We start from the raw sequence: 15,332 nt of genomic DNA, 5'->3' as shown, positions 1-15,332 counted from the left end.
TGACAGCGGCGGGGCCGCGGCTGCGATGTCCGATTACCGCGATCGGTCCGCCTCCGACCGTGCGAGGCTCGAGGCATGTCGACCGATCCGCTGTTCGAGGAGCGCTACCGCGCGGTCGCCTCCCGCGACTCGCGCTTCGACGGCCGGTTCATCACCGGTGTGCACTCGACCGGGATCTACTGCAGGCCGAGCTGCCCCGCCACGACGCCCCGGCGGAGGAACGTCCGCTTCTACCCGACCGCCGCGGCCGCGCACGAGGCGGGCCTCCGCGCCTGCAAGCGCTGCCTGCCCGACGCGGTGCCCGGCTCCCCCGAGTGGAACCTCCGCGACGACACCGCCGCCCGGGCGATGCGGCTCATCGCCGACGGAGTCGTGGACCGTGAGGGCGTCGAGGGACTCGCCGCGCGCCTCGGCTACGGATCGCGGCACCTCGGCCGCATCCTGCGGGAGGAGCTGGGCGCGCCTCCGCTCGCTCTGGCCCGCGCCCAGCGGGCGCAGACGGCCCGGCTGCTGCTGACCGGGACCGGGCTCCCGGTCTCGGACGTCGCCTTCGCGGCCGGGTTCACCAGCATCCGGCAGTTCAACGCGACGCTGGCCGAGGTGTACGAGCGCACCCCGAGCGCCCTGCGTGCCAGTGCCCGCGCCGACCGCTCCGAGACCGAGGTGCACGCCGGCGCGACGACGCTGCGGCTGCGGCTGCCGGTGCGCGCGCCGTTCGATGCGGGGGTGCTGGCGTTCCTCGGCGATCGGGCCGTCACAGGGCTCGAGGAGGCGGCGCCCGGCGTCTACTCGCGCGCGCTGACACTCCCCGGCGGGCCGGCCCTCGTGCGGCTCGAGCTCGACGGCGAGCGGGTGCGCTGCACGGCGACCCTCACCTCGCTCGCCGATGCGGGACCCCTCGTCGCCCGAGTGCGCCGGCTGCTCGACCTCGACGCCGACTCCCGGGCGATCGACGAGGCGCTCGCCGCCGACCCCGCGCTCGCTCCCCTGGTCGCGGCGACCCCGGGTATCCGGCTGCCCGGCTCGGTCGATGCCGACGAGACGCTCGTGCGCACCCTGCTCGGTCAGCAGGTCTCGGTCGGCGCCGCCCGCACCGCGCTCGGCCGACTGGTCGAGGCGCTCGGCGACGAGCTGCCGCCCGCGATCGCAACCGGCACGATCAGGCGCTCGTTCCCCTCCGCCGCCGCGATCGCCGAGCGCGGGGCGGACGTGCTGCGCGGCCCCGCCCGCCGCATCGACACGGTGCTGCGGGTCTGCGGGCTGCTCGCCGAGGGGACCCTGCGCCTGGACGCGGGCGGGAGCCGCGACGAGCTCGCCGAGCAGCTGCTCGCGGTGCCGGGGATCGGACCGTGGACCGCCGGCTATGTGGCGATGCGGGTCACCGGCGACCCGGACGTGCTGCTCACCGGCGACCTGGCTCTGCGCTCCGGAGCGGCGGTGGCCGGGCTGCCCTCCGAGGCCCGGGCCCTGGCCGAGCGCGGACTCGTCTGGGCACCGTGGCGCAGCTACGCCGGGATGCACCTCTGGCGAGCGGCGCGCCCGCGGGCGATCACTGCTCGGGCGGGATGATCGGGATCGCCGCGGTCATCGCCTCGATCCCCGAGAGGCGCGCGGGCGAGATCAGCCGCAGCACCTCCTCGCGCGACATCAGCCCCGCCTCGACGACGAGGTCGGCGACGTTGCGGCCCGTCGACAGCGCCGCCTTGGCGATGGCGGCGGAGGCGGTGTAGCCGATGCTCGGGGTCAGCGCGGTGACGACTCCCACCGAGGAGGCGACCATCGCCTCGAGCCGGTCCTCGTTGGCCGTGATGCCGTCGATGCAGTTGATGCGGAGGGTGAGGCAGGCCTGGGTCATCCAGGTGATGCTCTGCAGCAGCGAGTGCGCGATGACCGGCTCGAAGGCGTTGAGCTGCAGCTGACCCGCCTCCGCGGCCATGGTGACGGTGACATCGGCGCCGGCCACCGAGTACGCGACCTGGTTGACCACCTCCGGGATCACCGGGTTCACCTTGCCCGGCATGATGCTCGAGCCCGCCTGGCGCGGCGGGAGGTTGATCTCGCCGAAGCCGGCCTGCGGGCCGGAGGAGAGCAGCCGCAGGTCGTTGCAGATCTTGGACAGCTTGATCGCCGAGCGCTTGAGCGCGCTCGAGAACGACATGAAGACTCCGGTATCGCTGGTGGCCTCGACGAGGTCCTGCGCCATCTCGAGGTCGAGGTCGGTGATCTCGTTGAGGTGGCGCACCGCGGCGGCGCCGTAGCGGGGATCGGCGGTGATGCCCGTGCCGATGGCGGTCGCGCCGATGTTGACCTCGGCGAGGAGCCAGATGGTCTCGGAGAGGCGCGCGTGGTCCTCGCCGAGAGTGGTGGCGAAGCCGTGGAACTCCTGGCCGAGCGTCATCGGGACCGCGTCCTGCAGCTGAGTGCGGCCGATCTTGAGCACGTCGCCGAACTCGACCGCCTTGTGCGAGAACGACTGGCGGAGGAGGGCGAGCTCGTCGAGCAGGCGCCGGAGCGACCACGTCATCGCGATCTTGATCGCCGTGGGGTAGACGTCGTTGGTCGACTGGCTGCGATTGACGTCGTCGAGCGGGTGCAGGAACGCGTAGTCGCCCTTGGGACGACCAGCGATCTCGAGGGCGACGTTGGCGACGACCTCGTTCGCGTTCATGTTGCTGGAGGTGCCGGCTCCGCCCTGGATCACGCCGACCACGAACTGGTCGTGGAACTCGCCGTCGATGATGCGGCGGCAGGCGGCCTCGATCAGCTCGGCCTTCGCGGGCGAGAGGCTCCCGATCTCGGTGTTCGCGCGGGCGGCCGCGAGCTTGACCGTGACGAGCGCCTTGACCAGATCGGGGTAGATCGAGATGGGGCGCTTCGAGATCGGGAAGTTCTCGAGCGCCCGGGCGGTGTGGATGCCCCAGTAGGCGTCCGCGGGGATCTCGAGCGAGCCGAGGGAGTCGGTCTCGGTGCGGACGGCGGCGGCGGGCTCGGCGGGGGTGCCCGGTGCGGTGGTGGTCAGGTCGCGTCCTTCCGGCTGGTCGTCTGGGAGGGTGCTCGTGGCGAGGGTCACGTCAGCTCCATTGCTGTCGTCGTGCGGCCCCGGGAGTGCAGGGGGTCCGCGAACTGCTCGTTCCAGCCTACGCCGCAGGCCCGGTGCGGCTGAAGGCAGGCCACCTGGGCCCGGCTGGAATGGTCCAAGCCTCCTCCGGCGAGGTGGACTGCTCTTCGGCGTCTGCGGAGTGCGTCTCAAGGGCCACTCTCGAGTCGAAGGCCCGAAGTGGCCGCCTCCTCGACCCGATCGGACTCCTCATGCTCGTCCTGCTCCTCCTCCTGGCCGTCCTCGCCGCGACAGCGCTCCTCCTGCTGGTGCGCGCGGTCGAACGCGACGGGTACCGGCCCGCCGCGTTCGACCCGCAGTACGACAGCCGCGGAGGCGACTCCTGATTCAGTCGACGCGGTCCGGTTCCGGGATGCTGGGGGCCGCGTGCAGTCCGCCGCTCAGCGCGTACTCCTCCTCGGGCGAGAGCACGAGGCGCTTGCGGCCCCAGACGGCGAACCCGACCAGGATCACCACGTAGACGACCGCGATGCCGACGATCGCCGGCTGGAAGGCCTCGTTGAGCAGGAACCCGAAGAAGATCAGCACGTTGATCAGGCCCGCGATGACCGCACCCGGGACTCCCCAGGGGCTGCGGTAGGGGCGCGCCGCGTTCGGGAACCTGCGGCGGAGCAGCACGAACGAGACCATCTGCATGAAGTAGGCGATGACCGCGCCCCAGACCGCGATGTTGAGCACGACCGCACCGGCGACCGTGTCGGGGTTGATGGCGGTCAGCAGGTCGACGACCACCAGCGCGACGAAGCCGATCGCCGCGCCGACCGTCAGCGCGATCCACGGAGTCTGGCGCTTGCCGGTCAGCGAGAAGACCCGCGGGTAGTACCCGGCTCGCGACAGCGAGTACATGTTGCGGCCGTAGGCGAACATGATGCCCTGGAGCGAGGCGAGCAGGCCGATCAGCGCGAAGAGGGCGAGCACGGCCGCCGCTCCGTCGCCGACCATCGCGCGGAAGCCGTCGAGCAGGGGCTCGGCCGAGACGCCCATGTCCTCCGAGCCGATCAGCGCGGTGTTGAGGAACAGCACCAGCAGGCCGGTGACGATCAGGGTGCCGCGGGCCCAGAACCCGGCGCGCGGGATGTCGCGGACCGGGTCGTGCGCCTCCTCGGCCGCGAGCGGCAGCTCCTCGATGCCGAGGAAGAACCACATCGCGAACGGCAGCGCGAACAGGATCGGCAGCACGCCGTGCGGGAGGAACTCGGTCTGGCCCTCATCGGGCGCGATGTTCCAGAGGCTCGACCAGTCGAGCGCGGGCGAGAGGAGCGCCATGACCGAGAAGGCCAGGAGGATCGCGATCGAGACGATCGACACCACGATCGCGAAGCGGAACGAGATGGCCGCTCCCGCCGAGTTGAGCGCGACGAAGACGATGTAGAGGACGAGCCACCAGATCCACATCGCGCCCGAGAGGTCGAAGCCGAGCAGCTCGCTCGTCACTCCGTTCGCGTACTGCGCCGAGAAGAAGACGACCACCGCGGTCGTCGCGACGTACTCGATCGTCTCGGCGAGCCCGGTGACGAGACCGCCCCACGGGCCCATGGCCGAGCGGGCGAAGGAGTAGGCGCCTCCGGTGTGCGGCATGGCCGCCGACATCTCGCCGATCGAGAAGATGAGGCCGTAGTACATCACCACGAGGATCGCGAAGGCGATCAGCATCCCGCCGAAGCCGGCGAAGTCGATGCCGAAGTTCCAGCCGGAGAAGTCGCCCGAGATGACCGCGGCGACCGCCAGGCCCCAGAGGCCCCAGACACCGGCCGAGCGGCGGAGGGTCCGCTTCTCGAAGTAGCCCTCCTCGGCCTTGCGGTAGCTCACGCCCGCGGTGCTCGTCACGTTCGCGGAGTCGGGGCTCTTCGTTCGGACCCCCGTCTCAGGGCTCCGGGGCGGGGACTTCGGGGCGTCGGACTGCTGGGTCATCGGGTCTCCTCGGGTCGTCGCGACCGAGCATAGGGACCTCAATGGACGCTGTGAAGGCCACTGGCGTTTCGAGCAGGTTAAACTCTCCCTTCGCTGAAGCATTGCTCTACATATATTCCAGCGGGAGGTCGAGCAGCTCTGTGGTCTAATGGTCCCCGATCCGACCATGCGCCTCCTCTCGGCCGACCGGCGGAGCCAGCACCCGGAGGCAGACGATGAGCACAGCCGGCACCGATCCGACGATCAAGAGGGGCATGCTCACGCTCGATCACCTCGACGAGCTGATCGCCGCGGGCGAGATCGACACCGTCATCGTCGCCTTCACCGATATGCAGGGGCGCCTGGTGGGCAAGCGCATCTCGGCGCGCCTGTTCCAGGACGACGTCGCCGAGCACGGAGCGGAGTGCTGCAACTACCTGCTCGCCGTCGACGTCGAGATGAACACGGTCGCGGGCTACGCCATCTCGAGCTGGGAGCGCGGCTACGGCGACATGGCGATGATCCCCGACCTCTCGACGCTCCGGCTCGCGCCCTGGCTGCCCGGCACCGCGATGGTGACGGCCGACCTGACCTGGCTCGACGACGCGCCGGTCGGCGAGGCGCCGCGGCAGATCCTCCGCGCCCAGCTCGACCGCCTCGCCGAGCGCGGACTCGAGGCACTCGTGGCGACCGAGCTGGAGTTCATCGTCTTCGACGACTCCTACCGCGAGGCCTTCACGAAGGGCTACCGCGAGCTGACCCCGGCGAGCGACTACAACATCGACTACGCGCTGCTCGCCTCGACGCGGATGGAGCCGCTGATGCGCGACATCCGCGTCTCGATGGAGGGCGCCGGTCTCTACTGCGAGGGCATCAAGGGCGAGTGCAACTTCGGCCAGCAGGAGATCGGGTTCAAGTACGACACCGCGATGGTCACCTGCGACAACCACTCGATCTACAAGTCGGGGGCCAAGGAGATCGCCGACAAGCACGGCAAGAGCCTGACCTTCATGGCCAAGTTCAACGAGCGCGAGGGCAACTCCTGCCACATCCACCTCTCCCTGCGCGGGACCGACGGCACGCCGGTGTTCGCCGATGCCGAGGGCGAGCACGGGATGTCGGCGATGTTCCGCCACTACCTGGCGGGTCAGCTCGCGGCGATGCGCGAGTTCACGCTCTTCTTCGCTCCCAACATCAACTCGTACAAGCGCTACGTCGACGGCTCCTTCGCACCGACCGCGGTCGCCTGGGGTCTCGACAACCGCACCTGCTCGCTCCGCGTCGTGGGCCACGGCCCGGGGATGCGGGTCGAGAACCGCGTGCCAGGAGGCGACGTCAACCAATACCTGGCCGTCGCCGCGCTCATCGCCGCGGGACTGCACGGGATCGAGAACGAGCTGGAGCTCGAGGAGGTCTGCACCGGCAACGCCTACAGCTCCGGTGCTCCGCGGGTCCCGACGACTCTGCGCGAGGCCGCCGACCTGTTCGAGCACTCCGCCCTGGCGCGGGCCGCCTTCGGCGACGAGGTCGTCGACCACTACGTCAACAACGCCCGGGTCGAGCTCGCGGCGTACGACGCGGCGGTGACCGACTGGGAGAGGGTGCGCGGCTTTGAGCGGCTCTGACGCCTCCGTCGCCCCGCGGCCGATCATCGGGCTCACCACCTACCGCGAGCGCGCGGTCTCCGGAGTCTGGGACGTCGAGGCGTCCTTCCTGCCCGCGAACTACATCGACTCGGTGACGCGCGCGGGCGGCGTGGCGCTGCTGCTGCCTCCGCAGCCCGCATCGGCCGAGACGGCGCGCGCGGTCGTCGACCGGCTCGACGGCCTCATCGTCTGCGGGGGCAAGGACATCGACCCCGCCCGCTACGGGCAGGAGCCCCACCCCGAGACCGACGCGCCCCGCCCCGAGCGCGACGCGTGGGAGGACCACCTCGTCACCGCCGCGCTCGAGAGCGACACCCCGTTCCTCGGCATCTGCCGCGGCGCTCAGCTGCTCAACGTGAACCTCGGCGGCACCCTGCACCAGCACCTGCCCGATGTGGTCGGCGATCGCCGCTACCAGGTGGGCGGCGGCGTGTTCTCGCACGTCGATGTCGCGGTCGAGCCGGAGTCGCGGCTGCGCGGGCTGCTCGGCGAGGACGCCGTCGTCGCGCAGGTCTACCACCACCAGGCGGTCGACCGGGTGGCCGACGGCCTCGAGGTCTCCGCGCGCACCGCCGACGGCACCATCGAGGCGCTCGAGGTGCCCGGGCGGCGCTTCGCCCTGGGCGTCCAGTGGCACCCGGAGGAGGACGCCTCGGACGCCCGCCTCTTCACCGGCCTCGTCGCGGCGGCACTCGCCCGGCGCGAGGCCCTCAGCGCTAAGGCAGCACACGCATGAGCACGCAGTCCCTCGTCGACCCCTCGACCGGTATCGCCTTCGACGAGATCGCCCTCGTCGACCTCGCGGGCGTCGACGCCGCGATCGCCCGGGCCGCCACAGCCCAGCGCGGCTGGGCCGCCCTCGCTCCCGTCGACCGCGCCCGCGCGCTCCGCCGCTTCGCCGCCTCCGTCGACGGCGCGATCGAGGAGCTGGCCGCGCTCGAGACCCGCAACTCCGGCCACCCGATCACCCAGTCCCGCTGGGAGGCGGGTCACGTGCGCGATGTGCTCGAGTACGCCTCCGCCGCTCCGGAGCGGCTGCTCGGCGCGCAGATCCCGGTCGCGGGCGGACTCGACGTGACGGTGCACGAACCGCTGGGCGTCGTCGGCATCATCACCCCGTGGAACTTCCCGATGACGATCGCCTCCTGGGGCTTCGCACCGGCGCTCGCCGCGGGCAACGCCGTCGTGGTGAAGCCGGCCGAGTGGACGCCGCTGACGAGCCTCCGCCTCGCCGAGCTGGCGCGGGAGTCGGGGCTCCCGGAGGGGCTCTTCCAGGTGCTGCCCGGCCGAGGCGACGTCGTCGGCGAGCGCTTCGTGACGCATCCGCTGGTGCGCAAGGTGGTCTTCACCGGATCGACGCGCGTGGGCAAGCGGGTGATGGCGGGCTGCGCCGAGCAGGTGAAGCGCGTGACGCTCGAGCTGGGCGGCAAGAGCGCGAACATCGTCTTCGCGGACTCCGACCTCGAGCGCGCGGCGGCCACCGCTCCGTACGGCGTCTTCGAGAACGCCGGGCAGGACTGCTGCGCCCGCAGCCGCATCCTGGTCGAGCGCAGCGTCTTCGACCGCTTCCTCGAGCTGCTCGAGCCGGCGGTGCAGGGCGTCGTCGTCGGCGATCCGCGTGAGGAGGCGACCGAGATGGGTCCGCTGGTCTCGGCGGCCCACTTCGAGCGCGTCGCGTCGTTCGTTCCGGAGGGGGCACCCGTGGCCTTCCGCGGCTCGGCGCCGAGCGGCTCCGGCTTCTGGTTCCCGCCGACCGTGCTGCTGCCCTCGAGCGAGGACGCGGTCTGGCGCGAGGAGGTCTTCGGACCTGTCGTCTCGGTGCTGCCGTTCGAGGACGAGGCCGACGCGATCCGGCTGGCGAACGACTCCGACTACGGCCTCTCCGGCTCGATCTGGACCCGCGACCTCGGCCGCGCCCTGCGGATGTCCCGCGCGGTCGAGAGCGGCAACCTCTCGGTCAACTCGCACTCGTCGGTGCGCTACTCGACGCCCTTCGGCGGCTTCAAGCAGTCGGGCCTCGGCCGCGAGCTCGGCCCGGACGCCGCGCTCGGCTTCACCGAGACCAAGAACATCTTCTTCGCGGCCGACTGAGCCGGCCGCGACTCCCCCGCACCTCTGCACCTACCCCGAAAGGCCGACCATGGCGATCCCCTCTCTCGACACGACCCCGCTCGACCTCGGGCAGCGCCTCGCCGGCAAGGTCGCGGTCGTCACCGGAGGCGCGAGCGGGATCGGCCTGGCCACCGCGACGCGCTTCGTGCGCGAGGGTGCTCGGGTGGTCATCGCCGATGTCGATCAGGTGCGCGGCACCGAGGTCGCCGAAGCTCTCGGCGGGCTGTTCGTGAAGGTCGACGTCACGAGCGAGGCCGAGGTGGACGCGCTGTTCCAGGCCGCCGTCGACGCGTACGGCTCGGTCGACATCGCCTTCAACAACGCGGGGATCTCTCCCCCCGACGACGACTCGATCGAGATCACCGAGCTGCCCGCGTGGGAGCGGGTGCAGGACGTGAACCTCAAGTCGGTCTACCTGTGCTGCCGCGCGGCGCTGCGGCACATGACGAAGCAGGGCAGCGGATCGATCATCAACACCGCGTCGTTCGTGGCGGTGCTCGGCTCGGCCACCTCGCAGATCAGCTACACGGCGTCGAAGGGCGGCGTGCTGGCGATGAGCCGCGAGCTCGGCGTGCAGTTCGCGCGCCAGGGCATCCGCGTCAACGCGCTCTGCCCCGGACCGGTGAACACGCCGCTGCTGCAGGAGCTGTTCGCCGCGGATCCGGTGCGGGCCCAGCGCCGCCTCGTGCACATCCCGGTCGGCCGCTTCGCCGAACCGGAGGAGCTCGCCGCGGCGGTCGCATTCCTCGCCAGCGACGACGCCTCCTTCATCACCGGGTCGACCTTCCTCGTCGACGGCGGCATCTCGTCGGCGTACGTCACTCCGGAGTGAGCGACGTGGCGGGCGAGAGCGGAGCCGCTCCCGCGGCGAGCGCCGAGGAGGCGGTGCTGCGACCCGTGCGCACCGGCAACTCGTTCGAGGAGACGGTGCAGCGCCTCATGCAGACGGTGAAGCTCGGTCTGGTGGCGCCGGGCGAGCGGCTGCCGCCGGAGCGCGAGCTCGCCGCGCGGCTCGGGGTGAGCCGCGACACGGTGCGCGACGCGATCTCGTCCCTCGCCGACGCGGGCTTCCTCACGGTCCGGCGCGGACGCTACGGCGGCACGTCCGTCGCCGTCGAGCTGCCTGCGGAGGTGCCGGGGCGCCGGGGCTTCGACCGCGCCGAGATCGACGACGTGGTGGGGCTCCGCGAGATCCTCGAGGTCGGAGCCGCGCGGCTGGCGGCGGCGTCGGATCTCACCGCGGCCGACCGCGGGCAGCTCTTCCAGGCGCTCGCCGACGTCGAGGCGGCGAGCCCCGAGGACTACCGCCGGCTCGACTCGCGGCTGCACCTCGCGGTGGCGGAGCTGGCCGGGGTCCCGTCGCTCCTGCCGCTCGTGGCCGAGAGCCGGATGCGGGTCAACGAGCTGCTCGACGACATCCCGCTGCTGCCGCGCAACATCGCACACGCCGACGAGCAGCACCGGGCGCTGGTCACGGCGATCCTCACCGGACGCGCCGACGAGGCCGCGCGCCTCATGTCGGAGCACGTGCAGGCCTCGGCGGCGCTTCTGCGCGCCTTCCTGGCGTGACGGATCAGCGGTAGTCGCCGCTGCCGGACACGAGGGCGAGGAGCGGGATCAGGAGGCCGAAGAACAGCAGGCCGACCAGGACGAGGACGGCGAGTCCGGTCATCACGGCGTTCAGCACGATGCCCCAGATCGCGAGCGTGCGGCCGGCCGGCTCGCGGCGCAGGCCGAGGATGCCGAAGACGAGACCGGCGACCGGCGCGATCACGGTGAGGCCGAAGAAGACCGAGGTGACGCCGAGGATGAGGCTGGTCAGCGAGAACGGCGTCGACGGCGCGGGCGTGGCGACGTGCGGAGCCGGCGGGGTGCCGTAGGGGGCCTGGGCGCGCTGCGGCTGCGGCGCGGGCTGCGGCTCCGGGGCGGTGAGGACGGCGGTCGTGCCGAGGTTCTCGGTGGGCTGCTCGTCGGTGGACTGCGCGGCCGGGGTCCTGCTGCCGTCGGTGGTCATGGGGTGCTCCTTCTCGAGGTGCCGGCGTGGTCGTTCCGGCGATGTCTCCACGCTACGGAGGCGCTGGCATGCCACCCATCCGGGGAACCCCCGAAGCGGTGGGGTCAGCCCCCGTGTCGTCCAGGGGGCGGGTGCGAGACTGAGGTGCCGGCGCGCAGCCGGACGGGCGCGAGGAGGAGGCGGATGGACGACGACGAGGTCCGGTTCCGCACGCGGGACGCGAAGGGCGCCCGGGCCGTCTGGCTCGCGGGCCTCGCGGCCCTGGCCGGATTCGTGATCCTCTCGCCGATCATCTCGCTGATCGCGACGGTGATGACCTGGGGAGCGAAGCGCGGGACGGGCCCCCTCAGCGACCGGAACGGCGTCGTCGCCGTCAACTGGCAGCTCACCTACCTCGCCCTGCAGCTGATGCTCGTGCCGCTGCATCTCGCACTCGTCTCGGTCCGCGACACCCTCGGCGGCGAATGGCCGACGCTCACCATCGCCGCGATCCTCCTGCTCGCGGTGCTGAACATCGTGCTGTGCGCCGTGCTCGGCCTCCGGTCGGGACGAGGGAAGCCCGTGCGCCTGCTGATCGCGGTGCCGTTCGTGCGCTCCTCCCGCCCGCCGCGCTGACCCGAGTCGCTCCCACCCCCACGGCACCGGCCCGACGCCGCGGGATGGCAGGGTGGTGGGGTGATCGAGTTCCCCTCCCCCGTGTTCGTCGTGGCCGATGACGGGAGCCGGATCGCCACGTACGCCGTGGGTGACGACGGTGCACCCACCGTGCTCGCGGTGCACGGCTTCGCGTCCCACGCCCTGCTCAACTGGCAGACCTCGGGCTGGCTGCGGACCCTCGTCCGCGCCGGCTACCGCGTGGTCGCCCTCGACCAGCGCGGGCACGGCGCGAGTGAGAAGCCGCACCGCGCGGACGCCTACGGAGTCGACGTGATGGTGGGCGACATCGTCCGCGTCCTCGACTCCTACGACCTGGTCGAGCCGCACTACCTCGGCTACTCGCTCGGGGCGCGGATGGGCTGGGTGCTCGGACTTCGGCATCCGGAGCGACTGGCGACCCTGAGCCTGGGCGGGCTCACCGTCGGCGAGCCGCTGCGGCACTTCGACGCCGACGCGGCGCGGACGCGCGTGGCCGGCGGAGGCGCGATCGACGACGGCTTCACCCGCGCGTTCATCGGCATGGCCGAGGGCGTGGCGGGCAACGATCTCGCGGCGCTGGTGGCGGTCGCCGACGGGGTGCGCGGAGGGGCGCACCCGGAGCTCGGCGCGCACCCCGCAGTGCCGACGCTGATGGTGACGGGCGACGCCGACCCGATCGCTCCCGGAGGCGCGCGGCTGGCCGCCGAGGCGGGCGCGCGCTTCGTGAGCGTCCCGGGCCGCGATCACACGAGCACGGTGCCGGCGCGCGCGTTCAAGGACGCGGTGCTCGCGTTCCTCGCGGAGCACGCCTGAGGCGCGGGTACGCGTGCGATGTGCAGGAGATGGTGCGATCTGCAGGAGATGGTGACGAGAGATCGCTCTCATCCGCGCAGGATCGTGCAGGCAGCGCAGATCGCCTGCACACCGCACATTCTCCTGCAGACCGCACGAGCACCTGCAGACCGCACGAGCACCTGCAGACCGCACAGAACGAGACTCCGGAGGCGCGCGGCGTAGCATCGCGGCATGCTTGCGATCCGCGTCGACCAGCCCGGCCCCGACTCCCGACTCGTGCTCGAGGAGGTGCCGACGCCCTCGCCCGGACCGGGTGAGGTGCTGATCCGGGTGGCGGCGGCGGGGGTCAACCGCGCCGACCTCTCGCAGCGGGCGGGCGCGTACCCGCCGCCGCCCGGCGCCTCCGAGGTTCTCGGGATGGAGGTGTCGGGTGCGGTCGTCGAGCTCGGGCCCGACGCCTACGGGGTCTCCGTCGGCGACGAGGTCTGCGCGCTCCTGTCCGGCGGCGGCTACGCCGAGTACGCGGTCGTCGACGCTGGGCTCCTGCTCCCCGTGCCCGCGGGGGTCGGGCTCGTCTCGGCGGCGGCGCTGCCCGAGGCCACGGCGACGGTCTGGTCGAACCTGGTGATGGTCGCGGAGCTCCGCGCGGGCGAGACGGTGCTGATCCACGGCGGCGGCAGCGGCATCGGAACGGCCGCGATCCAGATCGCCGTCGCGATCGGCGCCCGCGTCGCGGTGACGGCCGGCAGTGCGCGCAAGCTCGACGCCTGCCGCGCGCTCGGCGCCGACATCCTGATCGACTACCGCGAGGAGGACTTCGTCGCGCGCCTCGCCGAGGAGACCGGCGGCGTCGACGTGATCCTCGATCCCGTCGGCGACGACTACCTCGCCCGCGACGTCGAGGCGCTCGCGCTCGGCGGCCGCATCGTCTTCATCGGCAACCAGTCCGGCGGTCTCGGGTCGCTCGACATCGGCGCGCTGATGCGCCGCCGCGGGGCCGTGCACGCCACGACGCTCCGCGCCCGGCCGCTGGAAGAGCGGCGCGCGATCATCGCGCAGGTCCGAGAGAAGGTGTGGCCGCTGGTCGCCGACGGCACGGTGCGCCCGGTCATCGACGAGGTCGTGCCGCTCGCCGAGGCCGAGCGCGCGCACGAGCGCATGCGCGCGTCCGGCCACATCGGCAAGCTGCTTCTGACGCCGTAGCGGCGCTGAGGTCAGACTCCCGAGCGGAGCAGCCCCAGCGAGCGGTTGATCCCGTCGACGTCGACCGCCGCGGGGTCGAACGACGCTCCGGCGGCGAGGCCGAGCGCCTCGAGCGCCTCCGCGTGGTCCGGCGAGGAGGCGTCGGTCGCCGCCCGCACCGTGTCGGCCCACGCGACGGGCCCGCCGGGAGCGTCGATCGGAGCGGCACCACGAGCCCCGGTGCAGCGCGGCAGCGTGGCACGCATCGGCGCGACGGCCTCGAGGCGGATGACGTGGCGCCACTCGTCCTCGAGGTCGTAGACGTAGAACAGCTCGTCGCCGACGGCGTCGAGCACCTCGGCGAGGGCCACCTGCGACTCGTCGACCAAATCCGGACCGAGCTCCTCGGCGTCGGCCGGCGAGCCGATCGGCGGGCGCTCCTCGTCGGGCACGCCGACACTGAAGAAGTGCGGCTGGGCATCGGTCCAGCCGAGCGAGAGCTGCAGGGCGAGGTGCAGATCGCGCAGTGACGACTCCGACGACAGCTCGAGCCGACGCCAGACGGCGGGCTTCGTGCCGAGCAGGGCGACGGTGAGCGCGAAGACGGACGCGGTGTCCTGCGTCGCCTCGTCGAGGATCTCGAGGCGCGTCGCGTCGCTCTCGCTGAGCAGCAGGATGCTCGCGCGGACGATCGAGGCGATGCCCGGCTGGAGCCCGTCGGGCACGACGTAGCCGAACTCGGGCTCGTGCAGCAGGAGGCCGAGCTCGGCGGCGTCGTCGAGCATCCGCTCGGCCGAGCCGACCATCCGCTCGCGCTCGTCGAGCGCCTCCTCGAGGGAGACGTCGAGATCGGCGGCGAGCTCGTCGACCAGCTCGCCGACGACGAGGCCGGGGTGGATCTCGGCCTGGCAGGCGACCGCCATGCGGAGCAGCACGGCGTCGGTCGTGGTGATCGCGCGCTCGCGCGGCGAGAACGCGCCGTTCTCGGTGTCGGAGGCGGCGAGCGACTCCTGCGCGCTGAGCACCCACTGCCCGAGGAATCGGGCGAGGTACGCGATCCGCTCGGCCCACGCCTCGAGCGGCTCCGAGCTGCGCCAGAGCGGAGCGGACTCGCCGAGGGAGGCCTGCTCGCCGTCGGCCTCGAGCACGGAGGAGGCGACCAGCGCGTCCCACCAGGCCGACACCGGGATCCGGACCGCGTCGTCGCTCGGCGTGGACCCGGCGGAGGCGATACCCGCCTCGACCACGATCTCGCGGGCGGCGCGCTCGGTCACCGTCGCGTCGTCGCTCGCCGCGAGGTGCTCGACGACGACATCGGCGGCGTGGACGACGGCGGTCGCGCGGAGGGCGGCGAGCATCCGGTCGGCGGGCACCTGCTCGAGCTCGAGGAGGTCGTCGAGGACGGCCTCGACGAAGGAGCCGGCGAGGTCGAGCACCTCGTCGAGCACGGCCTGGCACTCGTCGAGCTCCTCGTCGGTGCCGGTCCAGAGGTCCTCGTCGGTGAGGAAGTCGAGGAAGTGCTCGACGACCTCGGCGACGGTGAAGAGCGTGTCGTCGAGATCGGCCTCGCTCTCCTCGCCCGAGAGGTCGGCCTCGATCTGGTCGAAGACGGCCTCGAGCAGCTCGGCATCGGGCTTGGCGAAGGAGCCGCGCGGGCGGAGATCACGGGTCATGGCGAAGAGGTCGGTGAGCACCTCGACGGCCTCGTCGACCTCGAGGTGCTCGTGCAGCACGGCGACGTCGGCGAGGTGCGCGCGATACCAGCTGCGGAACCGAGCCATCATCGCCGTCTCGGCGGTGCGCCCGCCGCCCTGGCCACCGGATCCACCGGAGCCGCCGCCCCCGGGTCGTCCCTGATTGCGCTTCTTGCCCATCGTTCCTCCGCGACCGCTCCGCTCTCGACGAAGCAATCCAGCTTAGAGGTCGGACGCGGCGTGGA

14 protein-coding genes are annotated in these 15,332 nt (G+C 72.2%); 10 read left to right on the top strand and 4 right to left on the bottom strand.

The window, feature by feature from the left end; translation table 11 throughout:
• The first annotated feature begins 75 nt into the window (after positions 1–75).
• Positions 76–1,569, top strand: a complete 1,494-nt coding sequence (locus tag ASG06_RS11950; RefSeq protein ID WP_056042265.1) for an AlkA N-terminal domain-containing protein — start codon at positions 76–78, stop codon at positions 1,567–1,569.
• On the opposite strand, the gene ASG06_RS11945 is transcribed toward ASG06_RS11950, so the two are convergent.
• Positions 1,550–3,019 (bottom strand): aspartate ammonia-lyase, encoded by a 1,470-nt coding sequence (locus tag ASG06_RS11945; RefSeq protein WP_056042627.1) that lies wholly within the window; start codon positions 3,017–3,019, stop codon positions 1,550–1,552. The two genes, ASG06_RS11950 and ASG06_RS11945, sit on opposite strands and share 20 nt — an antisense overlap.
• A 290-nt stretch (positions 3,020–3,309) precedes the next feature.
• Here ASG06_RS11945 and ASG06_RS20610 point away from each other — a divergent pair, with 290 nt between their 5' ends.
• The gene (locus ASG06_RS20610) at positions 3,310–3,444 is read left to right on the top strand and encodes a hypothetical protein (protein ID WP_268788324.1); all 135 of its coding nucleotides are present in this window, start codon (positions 3,310–3,312) and stop codon (positions 3,442–3,444) included.
• Between the two features lies 1 nt (position 3,445).
• On the opposite strand, the gene ASG06_RS11940 is transcribed toward ASG06_RS20610, so the two are convergent.
• Positions 3,446–5,029, bottom strand: coding sequence for an amino acid permease (locus ASG06_RS11940; RefSeq protein ID WP_082499158.1), 1,584 nt, complete (start codon positions 5,027–5,029; stop codon positions 3,446–3,448).
• Positions 5,030–5,244: 215 nt separating this feature from the next.
• On the opposite strand from ASG06_RS11940, the gene ASG06_RS11935 reads away from it, so the two are divergent.
• From ASG06_RS11935 to ASG06_RS11915, 5 genes are read left to right on the top strand one after another with little or no spacing between them, the layout of a single operon-like run.
• The gene (locus ASG06_RS11935) at positions 5,245–6,633 is read left to right on the top strand and encodes a glutamine synthetase family protein (RefSeq protein WP_269433420.1); all 1,389 of its coding nucleotides are present in this window, start codon (positions 5,245–5,247) and stop codon (positions 6,631–6,633) included.
• Positions 6,620–7,390 carry a gamma-glutamyl-gamma-aminobutyrate hydrolase family protein gene (locus ASG06_RS11930; protein ID WP_056042262.1) on the top strand — a complete coding sequence of 257 codons (771 nt, stop codon included), beginning with the start codon at positions 6,620–6,622 and terminating at the stop codon, positions 7,388–7,390. The genes ASG06_RS11935 and ASG06_RS11930 overlap by 14 nt, the downstream gene beginning before the upstream one ends.
• Positions 7,387–8,745: an aldehyde dehydrogenase family protein gene (locus tag ASG06_RS11925; protein WP_056042260.1), complete on the top strand. Its 1,359-nt coding sequence runs from the start codon at positions 7,387–7,389 to the stop codon at positions 8,743–8,745. The genes ASG06_RS11930 and ASG06_RS11925 overlap by 4 nt, the downstream gene beginning before the upstream one ends.
• Before the next feature lie 49 nt (positions 8,746–8,794).
• A complete protein-coding gene (locus ASG06_RS11920; protein ID WP_056042258.1) occupies positions 8,795–9,598 on the top strand; it encodes a 3-oxoacyl-ACP reductase in 804 nt (267 codons plus the stop codon).
• Positions 9,595–10,335, top strand: a complete 741-nt coding sequence (locus ASG06_RS11915; RefSeq protein ID WP_231727689.1) for a FadR/GntR family transcriptional regulator — start codon at positions 9,595–9,597, stop codon at positions 10,333–10,335. The genes ASG06_RS11920 and ASG06_RS11915 overlap by 4 nt, the downstream gene beginning before the upstream one ends.
• 4 nt (positions 10,336–10,339) lie before the next feature.
• On the opposite strand, the gene ASG06_RS20510 is transcribed toward ASG06_RS11915, so the two are convergent.
• On the bottom strand, positions 10,340–10,780 hold the full coding sequence (locus ASG06_RS20510) for a DUF4190 domain-containing protein (protein ID WP_231727688.1): 441 nt from the start codon (positions 10,778–10,780) through the stop codon (positions 10,340–10,342).
• Between the two features lie 183 nt (positions 10,781–10,963).
• Between ASG06_RS20510 and ASG06_RS11905 the strand changes: the two genes are divergently transcribed.
• The 3 genes from ASG06_RS11905 to ASG06_RS11895 all read left to right on the top strand — a co-directional run bounded on the left by ASG06_RS11905 (position 10,964) and on the right by ASG06_RS11895 (position 13,414).
• Positions 10,964–11,395, top strand: a complete 432-nt coding sequence (locus ASG06_RS11905) for a DUF4870 domain-containing protein (protein ID WP_056042256.1) — start codon at positions 10,964–10,966, stop codon at positions 11,393–11,395.
• 60 nt (positions 11,396–11,455) lie between these two features.
• A complete protein-coding gene (locus ASG06_RS11900; RefSeq protein WP_056042253.1) occupies positions 11,456–12,229 on the top strand; it encodes an alpha/beta fold hydrolase in 774 nt (257 codons plus the stop codon).
• Positions 12,230–12,442: 213 nt separating this feature from the next.
• Positions 12,443–13,414 carry an NAD(P)H-quinone oxidoreductase gene (locus ASG06_RS11895; protein ID WP_056042251.1) on the top strand — a complete coding sequence of 324 codons (972 nt, stop codon included), beginning with the start codon at positions 12,443–12,445 and terminating at the stop codon, positions 13,412–13,414.
• Between the two features lie 11 nt (positions 13,415–13,425).
• On the opposite strand, the gene ASG06_RS11890 is transcribed toward ASG06_RS11895, so the two are convergent.
• The gene (locus ASG06_RS11890; RefSeq protein WP_056042249.1) at positions 13,426–15,267 is read right to left on the bottom strand and encodes a plasmid pRiA4b ORF-3 family protein; all 1,842 of its coding nucleotides are present in this window, start codon (positions 15,265–15,267) and stop codon (positions 13,426–13,428) included.
• Positions 15,268–15,332: the final 65 nt, after the last annotated feature.

Origin of the sequence: Rathayibacter sp. Leaf185 (genome assembly GCF_001423885.1) — a bacterium.
In the GTDB taxonomy this organism is placed as follows: Bacteria; Actinomycetota; Actinomycetes; order Actinomycetales; family Microbacteriaceae; genus Rathayibacter.
This window is presented reverse-complemented; position numbering and strand designations above follow the sequence as displayed.